Origin of the sequence: Lysobacter sp. K5869 (assembly GCF_018847975.1) — a bacterium.
Classification (GTDB): Bacteria; Pseudomonadota; Gammaproteobacteria; order Xanthomonadales; family Xanthomonadaceae; genus Lysobacter.
The window spans coordinates 1,423,829-1,444,271 of sequence record NZ_CP072597.1 but is presented as its reverse complement, the minus strand read 5'-3'; the positions used below and the strand labels follow the sequence as shown (position 1 = coordinate 1,444,271).

Genomic DNA, 20,443 nt, shown 5'->3' with positions numbered 1-20,443 from the left:
CCGCCCAGCCGGCGCGGAAGCGAGTAAAATGCGCGGTTCCGCAACGCCCCGCGAAAGCGCATCTCCCGTGAAAGCCACCCTCCACGCTCTGGTCGCGCAGGCCATCGATGCACTGCGCGCCGCCGGCACCGTGCCGGCCGATCTGTCCACGCCCGATTTCGTGATCGAGCGGCCGAAGAACCGCGGCCAAGGCGATTTCTCGACCAACGCCGCGATGCTGCTGGCCAAGCCGGCGCGCGGCAATCCGCGCGAACTGGCGCAGAAGCTGGTGGCCGCGCTGCCGGCCCACGGCGATATCGGCAAGGTCGAGATCGCCGGCCCGGGCTTCATCAACTTCTACATCGATGAAGCCGCGTGGCGCCGCCAGATCGGCGAAGTCTTCGCGCAAGGCGCGAACTACGGCCGCAACGCCAGCGGCGCCGGCCGCCGCGCCGGCGTCGAATACGTCTCGGCCAACCCGACCGGCCCGTTGCACGTCGGCCACGGCCGCGGCGGCGTCATCGGCGACTGCATCGCGCGCGTGCTCGACGCCAACGGCTGGGACGTGATGCGCGAGTTCTACTACAACGACGCCGGCGTGCAGATCAACAATCTCGCCGTGTCGACCCAAGCGCGCGCGCGCGGCCTCAAGCCGGGCGACGACGGCTGGCCGGAAGGCGCCTACAACGGCGACTACATCGGCGATGTGGCGCGCGCGTATCTCGACGGCGCCGCGGTCGAGTTCGAAAACCACACCGTCACCGGCAAGGGCGACATCGACGATCTCGACGCGATCCGCCAGTTCGCCGTGGCCTACCTGCGCCGCGAGCAAAACCAGGATCTGGCCGCGTTCGGCGTCGGCTTCGACGTGTATTTCCTGGAAAGCGCGCTGTACGAACAGGACAAGGTCGAGGAGACCGTGCGCGAACTCGTCGCCCACGGCCACACCTACGAGGAAGGCGGCGCGCTGTGGCTGCGCTCGACCGACTTCGGCGACGACAAAGACCGGGTGATGCGCAAGTCCGACGGGACCTACACCTATTTCGTGCCGGACGTGGCCTACCACCTGAGCAAGTGGCAGCGCGGCTACGAGCGCGCGATCACCGAGCTGGGTTCGGACCATCACGGCTCGCTGGCGCGCGTGCTCGCCGGTTTGCAGGCGCTCGACGCCGGCATTCCGCAGGGCTGGCCGGAGTACGTGCTGCACCAGATGGTCACGGTCATGCGCGGCGGCGAGGAAGTGAAGCTGTCCAAGCGCGCCGGCAGCTACCTGACCCTGCGCGATCTCATCGACGAAACCGGCCGCGACGCGGTGCGCTGGTTCCTGGTCGCGCGCAAGTCCGATTCGCAGCTGACCTTCGACATCGATCTGGCGCGTTCGCAGTCGATGGACAACCCGGTCTACTACGTGCAGGTTTCGCATGCGCGCATGCACGGCCTGATCCGCCAGCTGAACGAGCGCGGCCTGTCCTACGATCAGGCCGACGGCCTCGCTCAGCCGCTGGACCTGAACGACGTCGCCGCGCACGAGTTGATCGTCGCGATCCTGCGTTACCCCGACGTCGTCGCCGCCGCCGGCCGCGACCTGGAACCGCATCAGGTGGCCGCGTATCTGCTGGAGTTGGCGCAGACCTTCCAGACGTATTACAACGATCACCAGTTCCTGGTCGACGACGCCGCCCAGCGCCACGCGCGCCTGGCGCTGGCGATGGCGACCCGCCAGGTGCTGGCGAACGGTCTGGATTTGTTGGGGATCAGCGCCCCGGAGGTGATGTAAGTGGCGGCACGACGCGGCAAATCGCAGGCCAAGCGCAACCACCAGAGCAACGACGGTTTGCCCGGCTGGGCCTGGGGCGTGCTCGGGCTGCTGCTCGGGGTCGTGTTGATCCTGGTCGTTCCCAAGTACCTCAAGACCGACGGCAAGGGCGACGGCTTCTTCCGGCCGCAGCCCAACCCCGACGCGCAGCCGGCCGCGGTCAGCGCCGACGAGGATTCGGTCGCGCCGGAAGGCAGCGCCAAGCCGGCGCGCGCCGAAACCGCCCAGGCCAAGGGCGACAAGCCCAAGAACGGCCAGGGCAAGGGCGACGCGTCCAAGGACGGCACCGAGTACGACTTCTACACCTTGCTGCCCGGCCGCGAAGTGGAAATGAGCGACGCCGAGCTGGCCGCGACCGAGGCCGCCGAGGAACAGCGCCGCGCCGCCCAGCAACGCCGCAACGCGCAGAACGCCGCGGCGAATCCGGCCGCGGCCGTCAACCCGAACGCGGCCCAGCCGCGCACCGCCGGCACTACGCCGACGGCCGCGCCGGCCACGGTCAGCCTGCCCAAGCCGGTGGACACCCTCGCGCCGGCACCGGCCAAGCCGCCGACCCAGGTCGCCAGCGCCACGCCGCCGCCGTCCACCGCGACGCCCAAGCCGCCGGCGGTCGCCGCGACCCAGGGCACCGGCAGCGCGCCGGCCGCCGCCGCGACCACGGCCAGCGCCGCCGCGGCGGCCGCCAACGACAACACCCGTTACCTGCTGCAGGCCGGCGCGTTCCAGGCCTCCGGTCAGGCCGAGGAAATGAAGGCCAAGATCGCCATGCTCGGCCTCGGCGCGCGGGTGGAATCGGCGGAAATCGGCGGCAAGACGGTCTACCGCGTGCGCATGGGGCCGTACGGCACCGCCGGCGATCTGGCCGAAGCCAAGCGCAAGCTCGCCGACGGCGGTCTGCCGGGAATGGCGATCAAGGTGCGGTAAGCCCGGCCTCGCGACGGTTGCACATCCCACAACGCCCGGCATTGCCGGGCGTTGTGCGTTTTGGCGCCAAATAAGCGCCGCGTGCGGGACATCGGGCTCGAAGCGGTTCGTTCGAGATCGCCGGGCATGGAGCGGAAAGCGCCGGATGCATAAAGACTCTCGCGGCAATGCGCGCCAAGCGCGAATGCCGCGCCCGGCTTCGCCGCATATTGCGTGCCTCGGTCCGATCCAGCCGACGCCGGAAATCAGTCGAGCGCGGCGCCTTCGTGTGGAGATCGCCGAGACTTAGAGCGTAAAGACACCGGAGCCGCACCTGTTTCCATGCGCCGACCGTATCGACGACGGCACCGAACTCCCAGCCCGCCCCCAAACGACCGCGCCCTCAGCGCCTGGAATCGCCGCGCGCAGACGCAACCGAGAATCCCGATCGCGCGCAACCGTGCGTCGGCGCGCGGGCGCCTTCCGGCAGCGCGCCCGGTCAAGCGCGACGACGGTCACCCTGCCTCACCGACGCCGCGCATAGACTTCGCCGGCTGATGCACGTCGTTGGGGATGGGATGGACAAGCGCATTCTTCTGGGCTGCCTGGGTGGAGCGGGCATGCTGTTGCTGTTCGCGATTTTGACCAAGCTGTTCGGGCTGGACGCGCGTCAGGCGCTCGATACCGGCATCGGACCGCTGCCCCTGATCGACGTGCTCGCCGCCCTGGTCTCGATGTTCCTCGGCGGCGCCCTCGCCCGCAACGCGTGGTTCCGCTGGATCGCGATCGCGCTGATGGCCGCGATGTGGGCGCTGACCTTGTTCACCGTGGTGTCGATGGCCCTGCCCGACAGCCCGCCGCCGATGCGCTCGATCGGCGCGGCCTTGAAGTTCAACGCCTTGGCGATCGCGCTGACCTTGATCGCGGCGTTCGGCGGGGCGTTGCTCGGCGAGCGGTTCGGGCTCAAGCGCGCCGGGGCGTTGGGGCGCGACGGGTTGATGCGGCGCTGAGGCGCCCTAAGCGGCTGGGTGTAGGAGCGGCGTAAGCCGCGATGGGCGGAGCTACGCGGCTGCCGCTGCCGCTGTTCGGAACGAACCACTTCCCAAGCCGCTTTTCTCGCGAGTCGCCGATGGCGACCGGTCTTCGTCGTAGTCGGAGTGGCGCGGTCGCGGCTTGCGCCGCCCCTACAGGGCGCGGGCGAAACGACGGCGCGTGCGGCGTTCCGAAGCCGTCGTTTTCTATGCGGTAACGGCGCGGGAGGCTTACGCCGCAATCGGATTAGCGCGGTCGCGGCTTGCGCCGCTCCTACAGGGGGCGGACTAAACGACGACGCATGTGGCGTTCCAAAGCCGGCGTCTCCTCTGCGGTAACGACGCGGGAAGCTTGCGCCGCAATCGGGTTGGCGCGGTCGCGGCTCACGCCGCTCCTACAGGAAGCCACGCAGCAGACGCGTCGGGGCGGCGAATACGACGACGGCGCCCGAAGGCGCCGTCGTCGTTGTCTGGCGTGGGTGGGTCGCGGCTTGCGCCGCGCCTACCGCCGGCGAGGCGGCGCTCAGGCCGCGTCGCTCTCCACCTGCGGCCGCGCGCGCTTCAGCGCGATCAGCGCCGAGGTGTCGGATTCGCCGTGGCCGCGTTCAATCAGCTCGGCGTAATCGGCCGCGGCCTGGTCCAGGGTCGCGGTGCGCACGCCGGTGTCGCGGGCGATGCCTTGGACGATGCGCAGGTCCTTGAGCATGTGCTGGCACTTGAAGCCGGGCGCGAATTCGTCGCGCAGCATGGTCGCGCCGCGCTTGTCGAGGAACCAGTTGCTGGCCGCGCCGGCCATCAGCGTCGGCAGCAGCTTGTCCGGGTCCAGGCCGAGCTTTTCGGCCAGGGCCAAGCCTTCGCAGACCGCTTCGTTGATGCCGGCCACCAGCACCTGGTTGATCGCCTTGGTGGCCTGGCCGGCGCCGGTCGCGCCCATGTGGGTGATGCGCGCGGCGTAGCTGCCGATGATCTCGCGCACCCGTTCCAACTGCGCTTCGTCGCCGCCGACCATGATCGACAGCTTGCCGTTGCGCGCGCCCTCCACGCCGCCGGACACCGGCGCGTCGAGGAAGCCGATGTCGTGCGTCCCCAGCAGCGCCGCGGCGCGACGCGCGGTTTCCACCGAGACGGTCGAATGGTCGACCACGATCGCGCCGGGCTTGAGCACCTCGGCCAGCGCGGCCACGTTCTCCAGCACGTCCGCATCGAGCGAGACGCACAGGATCACCACATCGCAATCGGCGAAGTTCGCCGCCGAGCGCGCCGCGCGCACGCCCAGTTCCGACGCCAGCGCGTCGGCCTTGGCCTGAGTCCGGTTGCCGACCGCGGTCAGCCCGCTCTTGGCGTGCACGTAACGCGCCATCGGCGCGCCCATCGCTCCCAGACCGATCACCCCTGCTTTCATTTCGACCTTCTGCCCGTCCGGGCGCTGATTGTTGCCAAACCATGATGCGGCATCGCCGCGTTGCGCGCCTGGGCCCGCCGTCGCGGCCCGGCGCGCGGGCGCCACGGGCCGCCGGACGGTGCCGGCGCGATCGATTGTGTCCTGTCGCCGACCCGGCGCGAAGGCGCGCGCGGCTGAACGCGGCGCCCGTCCGCCGGGCGGCGCGGACGGCTCAGACGGCGCTCAGGCCGTCTTCCACTCGTACACGTCCACCCGCGACGAACCGGTCAGATGCAGCGGATCGCCGAACGCCAGCACCCGCGCTTCCTCCAGGTCGGCCGCGCGCAGGATGTAGGCGCCGCCGCTCTTGTCGGCGAAACCGCCGGCCAGTTCCAGCCGGTCGCTCGCGCGCAGGCCGTCGAGGAACTCGCGGTGCGGGCCGATCTGATCGGTATCGAACTGCGGCAGGCGCATGACCATGACCAAATAGCGGTTCATCGCGCCTCCTCAAGCCAACGGCGTGTCGTCGAGATAGGTGTAGCCGGTCAGGCCGGTTTCCAGCGCCGCTTCCAGGCGCGCGGCCTCGTCGGCCGGCAAGCCCGCGGCCGCCACCTTGGCGCGGTAGGTCGCGCGCAACTCGGACAGCTGATAGCCCACGTAATCGAGCATGACGTCGGTCGTGTCGCCGCGGCGCTGCTGGGCGAAGCGGTAGCCGTCGCCGTCGGCGCGCACTTCCACCGCGTCGGTGTCGCCGAACAGGTTGTGGATGTCGCCGAGGATTTCCTGGTACGCGCCGACCAGGAAGAAGCCCAGGCGGTAGCGCTCGCCCGGCTGCAGCGCGTGCAGCGGCAGCGAGCTGTCCAGGCCTTCGGTCTCGACGTAGGTGTCGATCTTGCCGTCCGAATCGCAGGTCAGGTCGGCGATCACGCCGCGCCGCTGCGGGCGCTCGTTCAAGCGCTCGATCGGCGCGATCGGGAACACCTGATCGATCGCCCACACGTCCGGCATCGACTCGAACACGCTGAAATTGACGAAATACTTGTCGACCAGACGCTCGTTGAGCTCGTCGAGCAAGTCGCGGTGGCTCTTCTCGCCCACGTCCAGGCGCGCGCGCACGGCGTGGGCGATGGCGTAGAACAGGTCGTCGATGCGCGCGCGGTGGGTCAGGTCGATCTGGCCGAGCGCGTACAGCGACAAGCCCTCGCCGTGGTGGTGCTGGGCCTCGTGGAACAGCTCCACGGCCGGGCGCTGGCCGAGTTCGTCGTGGATCTCGCGCAGGTGGCGGATCACCGCCGGCTCGTCCTCGTGCGCGGGCGGCACCCGGCCTTCGGGCGCTTCCTCGATCTCCGACACGTTCGCCACCAGCACCGCGTGGTGCGCGGTCATCGCGCGGCCGCACTCGGTGACCACGCGCGGCGGGGTCAGGCCGTATTCCTGGCAGGCTTCGGCCAGCGGCTGGACGATGTTCGACGCGTATTGGTTGACGCCGTAATTGATCGAGCAATAGCTGCGCGACCGGGTGCCTTCGTAATCGATGCCGAGGCCGCCGCCGACGTCCATGTAGCGCACGTTGGCGCCGAGCTTGGACAGTTCGACGAAGTAGCGCGTCGCCTCGCGCATGCCGTTGGCGATGTCGCGCACGTTGGAAATCTGCGAGCCCATGTGGAAGTGCAGCAGGCCCAGGCAATCCTGCAGGCCGTTGTCGCGCAGCTGCTTCCACAGGTCCAGCACCTGACGCGGGCTGAGGCCGAACTTGGCCTTGTCGCCGCCGCTGTTCTGCCACTTGCCCGCGCCCAGCGACGCCAGCCGCATGCGCACGCCCAGGCCCGGCTTCACGCCCAGCGCCTTGGCTTCCTCGAACACCAGCGCCAGCTCGGACGGCTTTTCGACCACGATGTAGGTCTCCATGCCGAGCTTGCGGCCGATCAGGGCCAGGCGGATGTACTCGCGGTCCTTGTAGCCGTTGCACACGATCAGCCCGCCGGGCCGGCTCAACGCCAGCACCGCCATCAGCTCGGGCTTGCTGCCGGCTTCCAGGCCGAAGCCCTCGCCCGCGTGCGAGGCCAGCGTGCCGGCCACGCCCTGATGCTGGTTGACCTTGATCGGGTAGACCGCGGTGTAGCCGCCGGCGTAGTCCCAATCCTTCATCGCCTGGGCGAAGGCGCTCTGCAGCTTGTTCAGGCGGTCGCCGAGGATGTCGGGGAAGCGCACCAGCAGCGGCAGCTTGGCGCCGGCTTCGCGCGCGGCGTCGACCACTTCCGGCAGCGGCACAGTCGGGCCGCGCTCGCCGCGCGGCTTGACCACGATCCGGCCGGCGCCGTCGATGTCGAAATAGCCTTCGGACCAATGCGGGATCGAATAGGTCTTGCGGGCCTGATCGAGCGACCAGTCGGACATCGGCGCGTTACCGTGGAAAACGTGGGGAAGGCGCATTCTACAGGCCGCATCCGCCCGGGGGGCCGTTCGCGCGGCGCCCTTATCGGCCGGATCGGCAAAAACCGCCGCGGCGCGGGCCGGGCGGCGCGGCCCGGCGCCTTCCGCCGGCGGTCCTCGCGACGAGCGTTCATACCGGTCCGCTACAATCCGCGCCCCAAGCCCGGCCCCGGCCGGGCGCCGCCGCCCGGGCCCGCCCGCGTCCGCCCGGCGGGCCGATCCACCGTCCGCACCCGCGTCGTCTTATCAGGAGCAAGCGCATGACCCACGAAGCCCAGTGGCACTACGAGAACTTCGAGCCGACCGGCTCGTCCATCGGCTATCGCATCACCCGCAAGCTCGACGAGGTGCAGTCGCCGTTCCAGAAGATCGAAATCTTCGAGACCACCGACTGGGGCAACCTGATGCTGATCGACGGCGCGGTGATGCTGACCACGCGCGACAACTTCCTCTACCACGAGATGATGTCGCACCCGGCGCTGTTCACCCACGCCGCGCCCAAGAACGTGGTCATCATCGGCGGCGGCGACTGCGGCACCCTGCGCGAGGTGCTCAAGCACCCGGGCGTCGAGGAAGCCGTGCAGTGCGACATCGACGAACAAGTCACGCGCATGGCCGAGAAGTGGTTTCCGGAGCTGTGCGACAGCAACGGCGATAAGCGCGCGCAGCTGCTGTTCGACGACGGCATCGCCTACATGGCCAACCGTGCGGCCGGCAGCGTCGACCTCATCATCGTCGACTCCACCGACCCGGTCGGCCCGGCCGAAGGCCTGTTCAATAAGGCCTTCTACGACAGCTGCTTCCGCGCCCTGCGCGAGGACGGCATCCTGGTCCAGCAGTCCGAATCGCCGCTGATGCTGCTCAAGCTGATCCAGGAAATGCGCACCGAGATGGGCAAGGCCGGCTTTGCGACCTTCAAGACCCTGCCGTTCCCGCAGCCGTGCTACCCGACCGGCTGGTGGAGCTGCACCCTGGCGCGCAAGGCCGGCGGCTTCGAGTTCCGCCAGAACGATGCGCAGGCCAAGAGCTTCGCGACCAAGTACTACAACGCCGGCATCCACCACGGCGCGCTGTCGACCCCGGCGTTCGTGGCGCAGGCGTTGGGCGAGTAAGCGCGTTCGCGACATCCGCCGCAAACCAAAAGCCCCGCACTCGCGGGGCTTTTTCGTAGTACGACGGTAGGAGCTGCGTAAGCTGCGACCGCGAAACCGTGCTTGCGTCGTAGGCGCGGTTTCGCGGTCGCAGCTTACGCAGCTCCTACACAGGACTTACCCGAACAGCTTCGCCGCGCCGACGTTGAGCGCATAGCCGCCCACCGTCAGCGTCGCGAACAAGATCGCCGCCAGCAGCATCGGCTTGGCGCCGGCCTGCTTGATCGCGCCGATGTGGGTGCGCAGTCCCAGCGCCGCCATCGCCATCGCCAGCAGCACCGTGTCGATCTGGATGATCGCCGCCTTCGCCGCGGCCGGCAGCAGGTGCAGCGAATTGATCCCGCTGACCGCGACGAACAGCAGCGCGAACCACGGAATCACGATCTTCGACTTGGCCGCGCCCGCGCCGCCGCCCGCGCCCAGGCGCGAGGACAGGATCAGCAGGAACGGCGCCAGCAGCATCACCCGCAGCATCTTCTCGATCACCGCGGCCGAGGCGGCCTGCTCGCTCACCGCGCGGCCGGCGACGACGACCTGCGCGACTTCGTGGATGGTCGAACCGGCGAACACGCCGTACGCGTGCTCGCTCAAGCCCAGGTAGGGATACGCCCACGGGTAGACGAACATGCCCAGGGTGCCGAACACCACCACGGTGGCGACCGCGACCGAGACCTTGTGCGCCTGCCCCTTCACCACCGGCTCGGTCGCCATCACCGCGGCGGCGCCGCAGATCGCGCTGCCGGCGCCGATCAGCATCGAGGTTTCGCGGTCCAGCTTGAGCCAGCGCGTGCCCAGCCAGGTGCCCAGGCAGAAGATGCCGGCGACCACGACGATGTCCACCGCCAGCCCGGCCGCGCCGACCCCGGCGATTTCCTGGAAGGTCACCCGGAAGCCGTACAGCACGATGCCCGCGCGCAGCAGCATGGCCTTGCTGAAGTCCACGCCGCTGCCGACCTTGCCGGCGATGGACGGGAACGCGGTATTGCCCACCACGATGCCCAGCACGATCGCCAGGGTCAGCGCGCTGAGTCCGGCCGCCTGCAGCGCCGGCAGCGCCGCCAGCCCCATGGCCGCGGCCGCGATCGCCGCTGCCAGCGCCAGTCCGGGCCAGAACCCCGGCTGCCGGTGCGCGCTCGGGGCGGCGGCGGGGACGGGCGAAGTCGGATTCAGGGCGGACACGGCACGTACTCGAAGTGGAAAGACGGCGTCACGGTAGGCTCGCCCTCTTTCGGAGTCCAATACATATAATTCAAGGATCCATGAGTTGAGCTCATAGCCATGAACCTGCACCTGCTGCGCGTATTCCTGACCGTGGTCGAGCAACAAGGCTTCTCGCGCGCGGCCGAGGCGTTGTTCGTGAGCCAGTCGGCGGTGTCCAAGGCGGTGCGCGAGCTGGAGAGCCAGCTCGACCTGCCGCTGCTGGAGCGCACCGGCAGCGACGGCAAGGCGGTGCGCGGCGGCGTCCACGGCATCGCCCTGACCGATCACGGCCGCGCCGTGTTCGAGCACGCGCGCGCGATCTTCGCCCTGGAGCGCATCGCCATCGAGGACATCCGCGACCGGGTCGAGCTGCGCCACGGCCGGCTGCGGGTCGGCGCCAGCACCACGGTCGCGGCCTACTGGCTGCCGCAGCAGCTCGGGCCGTTCATGCGCGATCACCCGCAACTGGCGACCGAGCTGATCGTCGGCAACACCGAGGAAATCAGCCGCGCCGTGGTCGATTGCGCGGTCGACATCGGCTACGTCGAAGGCCGCGTGGACGATCCGCGCATCGCCGCCACGCATTGGCGCGACGAGCCGCTGCGCCTGATCGCCGCCGCCGACAGCGCGCTCGGCGCGCGGCGGCGGCCGTCGATCGCCGACCTGTCGCGGCAGACCTGGCTGCTGCGCGAACCGGGCTCGGGCACGCGCCAGGTCGCGCAGTCGCTGTTCGCCGCGCGCGGCATCGCGCCGGAGCGCACGGTCGAGATCGGCAGCAACGAAGCCATCGCCCGTGCCGTCGCCGCCGGCGCCGGCATCGCTCTGCTGCCGGCCACCGTCGTTGCCGACCTGATCCTGATGCAGCGGGTGCGGCCGGTCGAACTCGGCGAGGACGAGACGCTGAGCCGGCCGCTGTATCGGCTGGAACTGGCGAACCGGCCGCGCGCGCCGGCCTTGCAGGCGTTTCTCGAATACGAACGCGACGCCTGAGCGGCGCACGCCGCAGGCGATGCATCGGCCTCGGTATCGCGCAGCCGTTCGCGCGCCTGAACGAAGCACATCGAAACCGATGCCCCTCGCCCGAGCGCATCGCGCGTTGGCGCGCGTTCACCCGTGCGCGAACGCCTGCGCGCGTGCGGCGCGCGGCGCGCGCAACGGCCGTTCGGCCTAGCCGCCGCTACGCTCAACGTCGCGGCCGCTAGATCGCACGACCCATGCCGGCGCCGGCGCGCGCCGCCTAGCGTGGCCTCGCCGCACTCCGCGGCGCCGCTCCCCCACTGCCATGAAACCCGTCTTCTCCGCTCCGCGCCGCTGCGCGCTCGCCGCGGCCGCCTTGCTCGCCGCCGCGCCGGTTTTCGCCGCCCCTCCCACGCTGCCGCCGGTGCCCGAATCGGCCCTGCATCCCGTCGTCGCCAACGGCGCCATCGCCGCCGGCGCGCGCGGCATTTGGGCCGTGCCGGGTTACGGCGACATCTACGCGCTGTCCGCCAGCGGCGCCTCGATGTACCAATACGCCGACGGCCTGTGCTGGCGGGTGCCGGCCGACAGCGACACGATCCTGGACAAGGTCGTCCGCTACTACGCGCGCTCGCCGCGGCCGCGCGACTTCATCATCGCCAGTTCGCCGCAAGCCACGCAGCTGCACGCGGTCGAGCTGCCGCGCCTGCCCGCCGCCTGCACCGCGCCGCTCGACCGGAGCAAACCGCTCTACACCTTCGACGCGGTGTCGTTGACGCTCAAGCGCCTGTACGCCTACAACCAAGAACGCCATCTCGACTGGAACGCGCGCATCGCCCGCCTGCGCCCGAGCGCCGCGCGCGCGCGCAGCGACGCGGAGCTCAAGCCGGTCATGGCCGAACTGCTGCGCGGCGTCGACGATCTGCACACCGCGTTGCTCGGCGAAATCGACGGCCGCGGCTTCGAGATCCAGAGCCAGCGCGGCGCCCACTTCACCCGTCTGCGCCAGCGCTACGACCAACTGCCGCCGCAGCCCGAATCGTTCCTGGATTGGATGCAGACCTGGATCGCGCAGGAACGCGTGCAGGCCGACGCGCAGCTGCTGCCCGGCACGCGCGGCAGCGCGCTCGACGGCCGCGTGGTGTGGGGCCGGCTGCCCGGCAACGTCGGCTATCTCGCGGTCACCGCGATGGCCGGCTACGGCGGTAGCGAGGAAGCCCAGCGCGCCGCGGCGGGCCAGGCGGTGGACGAAGCGCTGTCGCACCTGCAGGGCACGCGCGCGCTGGTGTTCGACATCGCCCACAATCTCGGCGGGCTGGACCTGGTCTCGGCCGAGATCGCCTCACGCTTCGCCGACCGCGAGCGGCTGGCCTACCGCAAGCACCCCTACCCCGATCCGCGCGTGCAGCCGCAGCCGCTGCGGATCGCGCCGGGCGGGACGTCGCGCTACCTCAAGCCGGTGTATCTGCTGACCAGCGAATTCACCTGCAGCGCCGGCGAGACCTTCACCCTGATGATGCGGGCGTTGCCGCAGGTGGTGCAGGTCGGGCAGCCGACGCAGGGGATTTTCTCCGACGGGTTGGCGAAGTTCTTGCCGAACGGCTGGAGCTTCAGCCTGTCCAACGAGGTGTACCGCGACGCGTGGGGCGAATCGTACGAAGCGCGCGGGTTGCCGCCGGATCTGGCGGCGGCGGTGTATCCGGCGAAGGAGAGCGCGGGGAGCTACGGGCGGGCCTTGCGGCGTACGGCGCAGTGGGCGGCGGGGCGGTGAGGGGTTGAGAGCGTCGGCCGCCGGAGCGATCCGGCGGTCGGGGCTGGGTTGGAGGTTCGTCGCGGTTGCATTGGCGCGGTCGCAGCTTGCGCAGCTCCTACAGGGGGCTCCGGGCAGTTTCGTATCCGACTGTAGGCGCTGCGCAAGCTGCGACCGCGGCAATGCAACTGCCGCGAAGCTTTCATCGCGCCGGAACGGTTGCGGTCGCGGCTCACGCCGCTCCTACACGGCCCGGCCGCGCGCTCATTCTTTCTTGCGCATCAATCCCTCGCGCCAAGCGAACGCCACCGCCTGAGTCCGATCCGTCACCTGCAGCTTCGACATCAGATTGCTCAGATGCGCCTTCACCGTCTTCTCGCTGATCGCCAGGCTCGCCGCGATCCGCGCATTGCTGCCACCCTCGGCCAATCGCCGCAGCACGTCCAGCTCGCGCTCGGTCAGCTGCGCGAACGGATCCGCCGCCGGCCGCCGCGCGCGCTGCATGCGTTCGAGGATGCGCCGGGCGATGGACGGGTGCAGGGTCGATTCGCCGAGCGCGGCGTGGCGGATCGCTTGCAGCAGGGTTTCGCCGCGCGTCGACTTGGGCAGGAACGACTGCGCGCCGGCTTCTATCGCGGCGAACGCCAGCGCCTCGTCGTCGGAGGAGGTCAGCACCATGATGTGGCTGCGCGGGCTGGCCGCGCGGATGCCGCGCGCGGCGGCGACGCCGCCGATGCCGGGCATCATCAAATCGAGCAGCACCACGTCGGGCACGTGCATGCGCGCCATCGCCACCGCGTCCTCGCCGTCGTCGGCCTCGGCCACCACCACGAAGCCCGGCGCCAGGCGCAGCAGGCTGCGGATACCCTCGCGCACCACGGCGTGGTCGTCGGCCACCAACAATGTCGTCGTTTCCATCCGTTTTCGCTCCTGGGTCGTCGTCGCTCAGGCCGGCGCGTCGGCGTCGAATTCGGCGCGCACCCGCGTGCCCGCGCCGGAAGCGACGATCTTGAGCTGCCCGTGCGGCAATTGATCGGCGCGCCAACGCAGATTCGCCAAGCCCATGCCCAAAGGCGCGGCGGCCGGATCGAAGCCGCGGCCGTCGTCCTCCACGCTCCACAGCCAGCGCCCGCCATGGCGTTCGCCCGCCACGCGCACGCGCCGGCAGCCGCTGTGGCGGCGCGCGTTGGCGACCGCTTCGTGGGCGATCATCAGCAGCTCCTGCGCCCGCGCCGGGTGCGCGCGCAGTCGCTCTTCGAGTTCTACCGGCAAGTCCAGGCTCCAGGCGATGCCGGAGCCGCCGAGCAGATCGTCGATGTTGCGGGTCAGCGCCTCGCGCAGTCCCAGTTCGGCGATGGCCGGCGCGTTGAAGCCGGACACCGCATCGACCAGATCCTGCTGCAAGCGGTCGGCCAACGCGCGCGCCTGGGCGATGGTGCGCAGCAGGCGTTCGTCGCCGCCGGCGTCGTGTTCGAGCTCGGCCAGCTTCAGGCCGAGCACGAAACTGCGCTGCTTGGCGGTGTCGTGCAGGTCGCGGGCGATGCGGTTGCGCTCCAGCGATCCGCCCAGCGCTTTCTCCAGATGCAGGGTGCGGCCCAAGGCATCGGCCATGCGGTTGAAGCGTTCGGCCAGCGCGCTCAACTCGTCGCGCGAGCGGTCGGCGATGCGCACCGAGAAATCGCCTTCGGCCCAACGGTCGGCGGCCTGGGTGGCGCGGCGCACGCGCCGCAGCAGCAGCCACATCCACAGCGCGACGAAGGTGGTGCCGATGCCGAGCGCGTACAAGAACGTGCGCATCAGGTCGTAAGGCACGACGTAATCGGTGTCGGTGGCCCAGCCGGGCCAGTAGTTGATGCCGACCAGCGCCTCGCGCCCGCCGCCGAGCGACACCCGCCGGGTCATCGCCCATTGGTCCTCGCCGTGCAGCACCGCGTTGCCGCGCGCCGCGCCGGCCGCGAGCTCGGCCTGCAGCGCCCGCTGCAGCAGCGGCAGCGGCGACGGCGCGGTGGCGCAGGCGATGCGGCCGCGGTCGAGCACGCTGACGTTCAAGCGGCCGTCCTTGAAGTAAGCGACCAGATCGACGAAGTCGGAAACCTCGCGCACGCCCTGATCGGCCAGCGCCCACAGCACCGTGTCGGCCAAGCGGCGGCAGGCGACCGGATCGGCCAGATCGACGCGGCCGGCCGGCGCCGCCAGCGCGGCGAAGTCGGCGCGGTCGAGCAAGCCGCGCGCGTCGCGCTCGAAGCGCGCGCTCGCCATCCAGACATCGATCATGCCGGCGACGAACCACACCGCGATGAAGGCGAAGAAGAAGCTCACCACCTGCTTGACGAACAGGCCGCGGGGGCGAAGGAAACGCAGCAGGGACACGGGGCGCTCGCGCTCGCGAAGACAGGCGAGTGTCGCGGGCGGCCGCGGCCGCCCGCATCGGTCGAAAGTCCTAACGGCGCCGCCGCGCGCGCTTCGCGCCACGTTCGGCGCTGCGCCGCGGAGCGCGCGTCGCGAAAAGAGCAGTCCGGCCCGCCGCCGGCCTCCCACCGGCCCCTGCAGCGGCGGGCCGGACGCTCAGGCCACGTCGGCGACCGCCGGCGCGCGCGCGCCGGCGTCCTGCGCGATCAGTTCGCGGTAACTCGGCCGCGCCACGATGCGGCCGCCGCTCATCAACAGAATCTGGTCGGCGTCGCGCACGGTCGCCAAGCGGTGCGCGATGACGAAGGTGGTGCGGTCGGCCTTGAGCCGCTCGATGGCTTGCTGGATCAAGCGCTCGGAGTGGTTGTCCACCGCCGAGGTGGCCTCGTCCAGCAACAGGACCGGCGCGTCCTTGAGCAAGGCCCGGGCGATCGACAATCGCTGGCGCTGGCCGCCGCTGAGCTGCACGCCGCGCTCGCCGACATGGGTGTCGTAGCCTTCCGGCAAGCGTTCGATGAACTCGTGCGCGTTGGCCGCGCGCGCGGCGGCTTCCACGTCGGCGTCGCTGGCGCCGAGCCGGCCGTAGCGGATGTTCTCGCGCACGCTCAGCCCGAACAGGAACACGTCCTGCGAGACGATCGCCACCGCGTCGTGCACCGATTGCAAGGTGTACTCGCGCAGGTCGCGGCCGTTGAAGGTCACCCGCCCCTGGCTCGGGTCGTACAAGCGCGCGGCCAGCTTGAGCAAGGTCGATTTGCCCGCGCCGCTGGCGCCGACCAAGGCCACGGTCTCGCCCGGCCGGGCCTGCAGCTCGATCCCGATCAGCAGCGGCACGTCGGCGCGGTAAGCGAAGCCCACGCCGTGGAAACCGACCGCGATGCGGCGTTCGCGCAGCGCCACCGCGTCGGCGCGCTCGGCGATCTCCGGCTGGGTGTCGAGGATCTCGAACACCCGCTTGGTCGCGCCGGCGGCCTGACTGAAGGACGAGTAATGCTGGGCGATGCCGGCGATGCCCTGGGTCACGTTCTGCGAATACAGCAAGAACGCCACCAAGGTGCCCGCGCTGAGCCGGCCGTCGGCGACTTCGATGCCGCCGTACCAGAACAGCGCGATGGTCGCGAACGAGGTCAGGAACGCCACCAGCGCGTTGAACGCGGAATCGACCTTGCGCGCGCCCAGCGCGGTGGCCAGGAACCGGCGCATCGACGCGCCGTAACGCTCGGCTTCGTGCGGGCCGCGGCCGAAGGCCTTGGTCACCTCGATCCCGGTCAGCGATTCCTGCGCGATCGAACTGGAGCGCGCCAGATCGTCCTGCAACTGCGCCGCGAGCTTGCGGAACAGCGGCGAGAACGCGCGCGTGGTCAACGACACCAGCGGGCTCACCATCAGCACGATCAGCCCCAGCCGCCAGTTCATCAGCAGCATCACCACGGTCGATCCGGCCAGTTGGAACAGATTGGTCAGGAACGCCACGGCCAGGTTGGAGATCGCGTTGCGCAGCGCGGCCACGTCGTTGCTCAGCCGCGACAGCAGATCGCCGACGTTCTGGTTGTGGTGGTAGCCCAGGCTCAGGTCGAGGTAATGGCGGAACAGCCGCGCGCGCAGGTCGACCACGATCACATCGCCGATGCGCTGCAGCAGATACTGGCTGAAGTAGCTCAGCAGCGAACGCACCACGAAGAACCCGAGCAGACCGCCGGCGACCAGATGCAGATAGGTCTTGTCGCCGGCGTTGAGGACGCGGTCGAAGATCAACTGCACGCCCAGCGGCAGGCACAGCTGGATGCCCATCGCCACCAGGATCAGCGCCAGACACAGCGAGATCCCGCGCAGGTACGGCCGCGCCATCGCGGCCGTACGCTGCAGTTGCGAACGCGGCGCGGGCACCGGCGCGTCCAGGGGCGCGTTCATGCCACCGCCCGCTCCGTCTCGGCCGGGGCCGGACGGTCTTCGCGGTTCCAGCCGGGCAGCAGCTCGTCGACCATGAACGAGGCGCCGCCGCGGGTCAGGTAACGATGCATCACCAAGGCGATGCCGGCGCTGCCGGTGCCGAAGTCGCAGCTGATCCGGCTCAGCGATTCGCCGGGGAAGGCGAGGCCGCCGTTGCGCTCGAACGGGAACAGCATGCAACCGGCGAGCACGCGCCGCGTGCTGGCCAGCGCCTGCGCTTCCCAGCGCGGGAACCGGGCCATGTCCAGGCACAGTTCGGCGATGCCGGCGATGCCGAAGAAGTAGCCGGGATAGATCGTGTACTTGCGGTCGCAATCGATCAGGATCCGGTCCAAGGCCTGCGCGTAGCGCTCCTCGCCGGTCACGTGCCAGTAGCGCAGCAGCGCGCGGCCGACGCCGGAACTGCCCCAGCGCCAGTACGGCGTGTACGAGCGGGTGCTTTCGCGCGCGCACCAGCTCAAGCCGCCGTCGGGATTGTCGATGCCCTTGCTCAGCACCCATTCCAGCGCTTGCCGGCCGATCTCCAGGAACAGCTTCTGTCCGCTGGCCTGGGCCAGATACAGCAGGAAGGTGGCGATACCCGCGGCGCCGTGGCCGAAGCTGGCCGAGACGCCTTCCGGCGCGGTCCAGAAGCAGCGGCTGCGGTCGTCGTCCTCGAACTCGCGGCTCTCCAGCAAGTAGCGGCCGGCGAGCAGGGCTTGGTCGAGATAGCTGGCCTCGCCGGTTTCGGCGTAGAAGCGCAGTTGGGTCAGGCCCCAGCCCGCGGCGCCGTTGAACACGTCCGGCGAGCGCCACAGCAAGTGGTGGTCGCGGGTCTTGGCCAACATCGCCCGCGCTTCCTCGCCGTGGCCCATGTCCAGCAGCGTCCAGGCGATGCCCGACAGGCCGGTGAACAAGCCCGGCGACAGCGCTTCGCGCGGCGTCTTGCGGGCGCGGATCCAGTCCATGACTTTGGGATCGACTTCGCCGCGCAGCTTGTGCATCACATAGGCGACGCCGCAGGCGCCGTTGGCGAGGCTCAGCGGGGTGCTCTCGAACACCGCCGGATCGGCGGGATACAGCCGGTCTTCGCGGTCGAAGCTGGCGACCGAATCGATGTAGTCGAGAATCCCGCCGGTGGTGGCGGCCAAATCGAGCCGCTCCAACGCGCCGGCGCCGATGTCGGGCACGCCCGGCTCGAAGTCCTCGGCGAGCACGTCGATCATCTCCTGCGGACGCGGGCGCTGGGCCGGGTCGCGGTCCAGCAGCCGGCGGATCAGCGCGGCGATCGGCTCGGGCAGGCCGAAATCCTGCTGGAACGCCTCGATGTAGTTCAGATGCGCTTCGCGGTTGAGCACCATCAGCGAATTCATCGGGAACAGCCCGGCCATCATCAGGCAGCCCAGCGCGTAGTAATCGTCCTCGTAGCGCGCGCTGCCGCGGGCCTCGAACTCTTCCGGCGAGAAGCCGGGGGTGAACAGATGCGTGGGCACGTCCACGCCTTCCTCGTAACCGCCCTCGAAGTCGATCAGCTTGATGTCCACGCTGCCGTCCTCGGCGTCGCGGGCCATGACGTTGGCGAAGGACAGGTCGCTGAAGATGATCCGGCGCTCGTGCAGCCGGCCGACGATGCCCGCCAGTTCGGCGAACAGCAGGCGGTACTTGCGGTAGAACTCGGCGCTGGCCTGCGCGTCGGGCCGGGTGCGCAGCGACAGCGAAATCCGCCCCAGGTAAGAGCGCAGCTCGCTGTAGCCTTCGAGGAACTCCTCGACCAGATAAGCGTGCTCCCAATCCATGAAGAAGTCGTAGGGCTGCGGCGCGCACTGCAGATCGGCGACCACGCCGAGCAGGCGGTGTTCCTTTTTCAGCAGCTGCACCGCGTCGAGACCGCGAGTGGAGATGTTGGTGTACGGCCGGGCTTCCTTGATCAGCACCTGGCGGTCGCCCTGGTCGCGGTCCTGGGCCAGATACACGCCGCCGGAGTTGCTGAAGGCCAGCACCGACTCGATCTTGTAGCGGCCGCTCTTGAGCGCGCCGGACTCGCCTTCTTCCGGCGGCGCTTCCGGCGGCTGGAACGGATCGGTCACGCCCTTGGGCAGATTGAAGTACGGCGTGCGCTCGTCGTCGACGAATTCGCCGTCGCCGTCGCGGATGACCAGCACCGCCTTGCCGTTGACGCCGGCGCGCTTGATCGGCTGGATGCCGCCGTAGCGGTAATGGACGATGCGGCTGTCCTTATAGCGCCGGTCCGACAGGATGTACGGGCCCCAATAGCCCAAGGTGGCGGCGTGCAGCGCTTCGAGCAGCTCGCCGCATTGTTCCTGGTCGTTGGGATAGACGGTGATGAATTTTCCGGCGCCGCCGCGTCCCCAGCGCTTGCCGTTGACGATCGACAGCAGGGTGCGGTCGGAAATGAATTTGAACGACACGCCCTTGGCGAACAGGATGCGCGCGACCGTCATCAGGATCGCCGGCGCATGCGCGGGCGTGGCGGACAGATGGATTTTCCAGCCCTGCTCGGGCAAGCGCAGATCCGGCGGGCTGACGTCCGACCACAGATTGCGTTGCTGCAGGGTCCAGTCCGGCGGCAGGATCCGCCGCAGCGGTTCGTGCAGATCGCGCAATTGGGCCGGGTAGCGCGACAGCGGTTCGTAGAACTCCCTGTCGGCCAGCAGGTAGTCCATCTTGTCCGGGATGATGAGGTCTTGCATGTCCTGCCTCGCTTGAGCGGTGTCGAGGCGGGCCCGTGGACGCGCCATCGGGCTCGCGTCGCTGCGGCGTCACGGAGGGAGGAATCCGGAGTCCTGCATATCGGGCCCGACGGGGATCGGAGGGATCGCTGCGCGAGCAGCGTCGCGGCCGCGGCCGCGGAGGCAAGGCTTGGAAGCGATCGCGCTTCCAAGCCTTGCAGTCGAGCAGGACTCAGACCGCGACGAAGCCGTCGTCCATGTAGCAAAGGCCGGCGCTCTTGGTCGAGCACGCGCAGCCGTTGCCGCTCGAGGTGCTGTTGCCGTCCAGGTCGCTGTCGATCGGCGAGGTCGAGGAGGTCGGCAGGCGCTGCAGTTCCAGAATGCGAGACATGGTATATCCTCAGGTTAGGTTGGTTTGTTTCGTAGGTTGGTTTGCAAAGCCCGGGAATCCCCAATCCTTGGGAGTTCCCGGGCACGCCGGTCCTGGCGGCAACCAGGGCCGGCGCTTACCGCCCAAGCGTTGAAGCGCTTGACCGATCCGCAGGACGTCCAGGGCTGCGGAATCCCCGTCGCCGGAACGCCGTGCCGGCCGTTCCTTGCGACCCAACCGATCCGTCTTGGCGTCGCCGCTTCGACATCGTGTTGGTTACTTGATAGTTCGCAGCGGCGCGGCGGAACCCGTCATCGTTCGGCGAAATTTTTTTCGCCTCGCCGTCGCCGCGCCCTCCCCCCGCTCCGCCCATTCAAAGCTCGCGCGCGCGGCCCCGCGTCGCCCGCGCGCGACGCGCGCGTTGGCGAAAACGAGAGCTTCATC

15 protein-coding genes are annotated in these 20,443 nt (G+C 69.7%); 6 read left to right on the top strand and 9 right to left on the bottom strand.

What is annotated here, in order from left to right:
* Positions 1-67 precede the first annotated feature (67 nt).
* The 3 genes from argS (at position 68) to J5226_RS06120 (ending at position 3,708) form a co-directional block, all read left to right on the top strand.
* On the top strand, positions 68-1,756 hold the full coding sequence (argS, locus tag J5226_RS06130; protein ID WP_215838963.1) for an arginine--tRNA ligase: 1,689 nt from the start codon (positions 68-70) through the stop codon (positions 1,754-1,756).
* Complete coding sequence (locus J5226_RS06125; RefSeq protein ID WP_215838962.1) at positions 1,757-2,719, top strand: SPOR domain-containing protein; 963 nt, start codon at positions 1,757-1,759, stop codon at positions 2,717-2,719.
* Between the two features lie 599 nt (positions 2,720-3,318).
* Entirely contained in the window at positions 3,319-3,708 is a 390-nt protein-coding gene (locus J5226_RS06120) for a hypothetical protein (RefSeq protein WP_215838961.1), read from the top strand.
* A 544-nt stretch (positions 3,709-4,252) separates the two neighbouring features.
* On the opposite strand, the gene J5226_RS06115 is transcribed toward J5226_RS06120, so the two are convergent.
* The 3 genes from J5226_RS06115 to speA form a co-directional block, all read right to left on the bottom strand.
* A complete protein-coding gene (locus J5226_RS06115; protein WP_345778198.1) occupies positions 4,253-5,236 on the bottom strand; it encodes an NAD(P)-dependent oxidoreductase in 984 nt (327 codons plus the stop codon).
* Between the two features lie 117 nt (positions 5,237-5,353).
* A complete protein-coding gene (locus J5226_RS06110; RefSeq protein WP_215838959.1) occupies positions 5,354-5,608 on the bottom strand; it encodes a YciI family protein in 255 nt (84 codons plus the stop codon).
* A 9-nt stretch (positions 5,609-5,617) separates the two neighbouring features.
* Positions 5,618-7,507, bottom strand: coding sequence for an arginine decarboxylase (gene speA, locus J5226_RS06105; RefSeq protein ID WP_215838958.1), 1,890 nt, complete (start codon positions 7,505-7,507; stop codon positions 5,618-5,620).
* A 296-nt stretch (positions 7,508-7,803) separates the two neighbouring features.
* On the opposite strand from speA, the gene speE reads away from it, so the two are divergent.
* Positions 7,804-8,655: a polyamine aminopropyltransferase gene (gene speE / locus J5226_RS06100; RefSeq protein ID WP_215838957.1), complete on the top strand. Its 852-nt coding sequence runs from the start codon at positions 7,804-7,806 to the stop codon at positions 8,653-8,655.
* Positions 8,656-8,811: 156 nt separating this feature from the next.
* Here the strand turns inward: speE and J5226_RS06095 are convergent, their stop codons facing one another.
* On the bottom strand, positions 8,812-9,795 hold the full coding sequence (locus J5226_RS06095) for a YeiH family protein (protein ID WP_215840336.1): 984 nt from the start codon (positions 9,793-9,795) through the stop codon (positions 8,812-8,814).
* A 177-nt stretch (positions 9,796-9,972) separates the two neighbouring features.
* Between J5226_RS06095 and J5226_RS06090 the strand changes: the two genes are divergently transcribed.
* Both J5226_RS06090 and J5226_RS06085 read left to right on the top strand, forming a co-directional pair.
* Positions 9,973-10,884: a LysR substrate-binding domain-containing protein gene (locus tag J5226_RS06090; protein ID WP_215838956.1), complete on the top strand. Its 912-nt coding sequence runs from the start codon at positions 9,973-9,975 to the stop codon at positions 10,882-10,884.
* Between the two features lie 292 nt (positions 10,885-11,176).
* Positions 11,177-12,622, top strand: coding sequence for a S41 family peptidase (locus tag J5226_RS06085; RefSeq protein WP_215838955.1), 1,446 nt, complete (start codon positions 11,177-11,179; stop codon positions 12,620-12,622).
* 243 nt (positions 12,623-12,865) lie between these two features.
* On the opposite strand, the gene J5226_RS06080 is transcribed toward J5226_RS06085, so the two are convergent.
* The 5 genes from J5226_RS06080 to J5226_RS06060 form a co-directional block, all read right to left on the bottom strand.
* Positions 12,866-13,519: a response regulator transcription factor gene (locus J5226_RS06080; protein WP_215838954.1), complete on the bottom strand. Its 654-nt coding sequence runs from the start codon at positions 13,517-13,519 to the stop codon at positions 12,866-12,868.
* Positions 13,520-13,546: 27 nt separating this feature from the next.
* Entirely contained in the window at positions 13,547-14,971 is a 1,425-nt protein-coding gene (locus J5226_RS06075) for a HAMP domain-containing protein (RefSeq protein ID WP_215838953.1), read from the bottom strand.
* Between the two features lie 195 nt (positions 14,972-15,166).
* On the bottom strand, positions 15,167-16,921 hold the full coding sequence (locus J5226_RS06070) for an ABC transporter ATP-binding protein (RefSeq protein ID WP_215838952.1): 1,755 nt from the start codon (positions 16,919-16,921) through the stop codon (positions 15,167-15,169).
* Positions 16,918-19,650: a class III lanthionine synthetase LanKC gene (gene lanKC / locus J5226_RS06065; protein WP_215838951.1), complete on the bottom strand. Its 2,733-nt coding sequence runs from the start codon at positions 19,648-19,650 to the stop codon at positions 16,918-16,920. Before lanKC ends, J5226_RS06070 begins: the two co-directional genes overlap by 4 nt.
* 211 nt (positions 19,651-19,861) lie before the next feature.
* A complete protein-coding gene (locus tag J5226_RS06060; RefSeq protein WP_215838950.1) occupies positions 19,862-20,020 on the bottom strand; it encodes a hypothetical protein in 159 nt (52 codons plus the stop codon).
* Positions 20,021-20,443 lie beyond the last annotated feature (423 nt).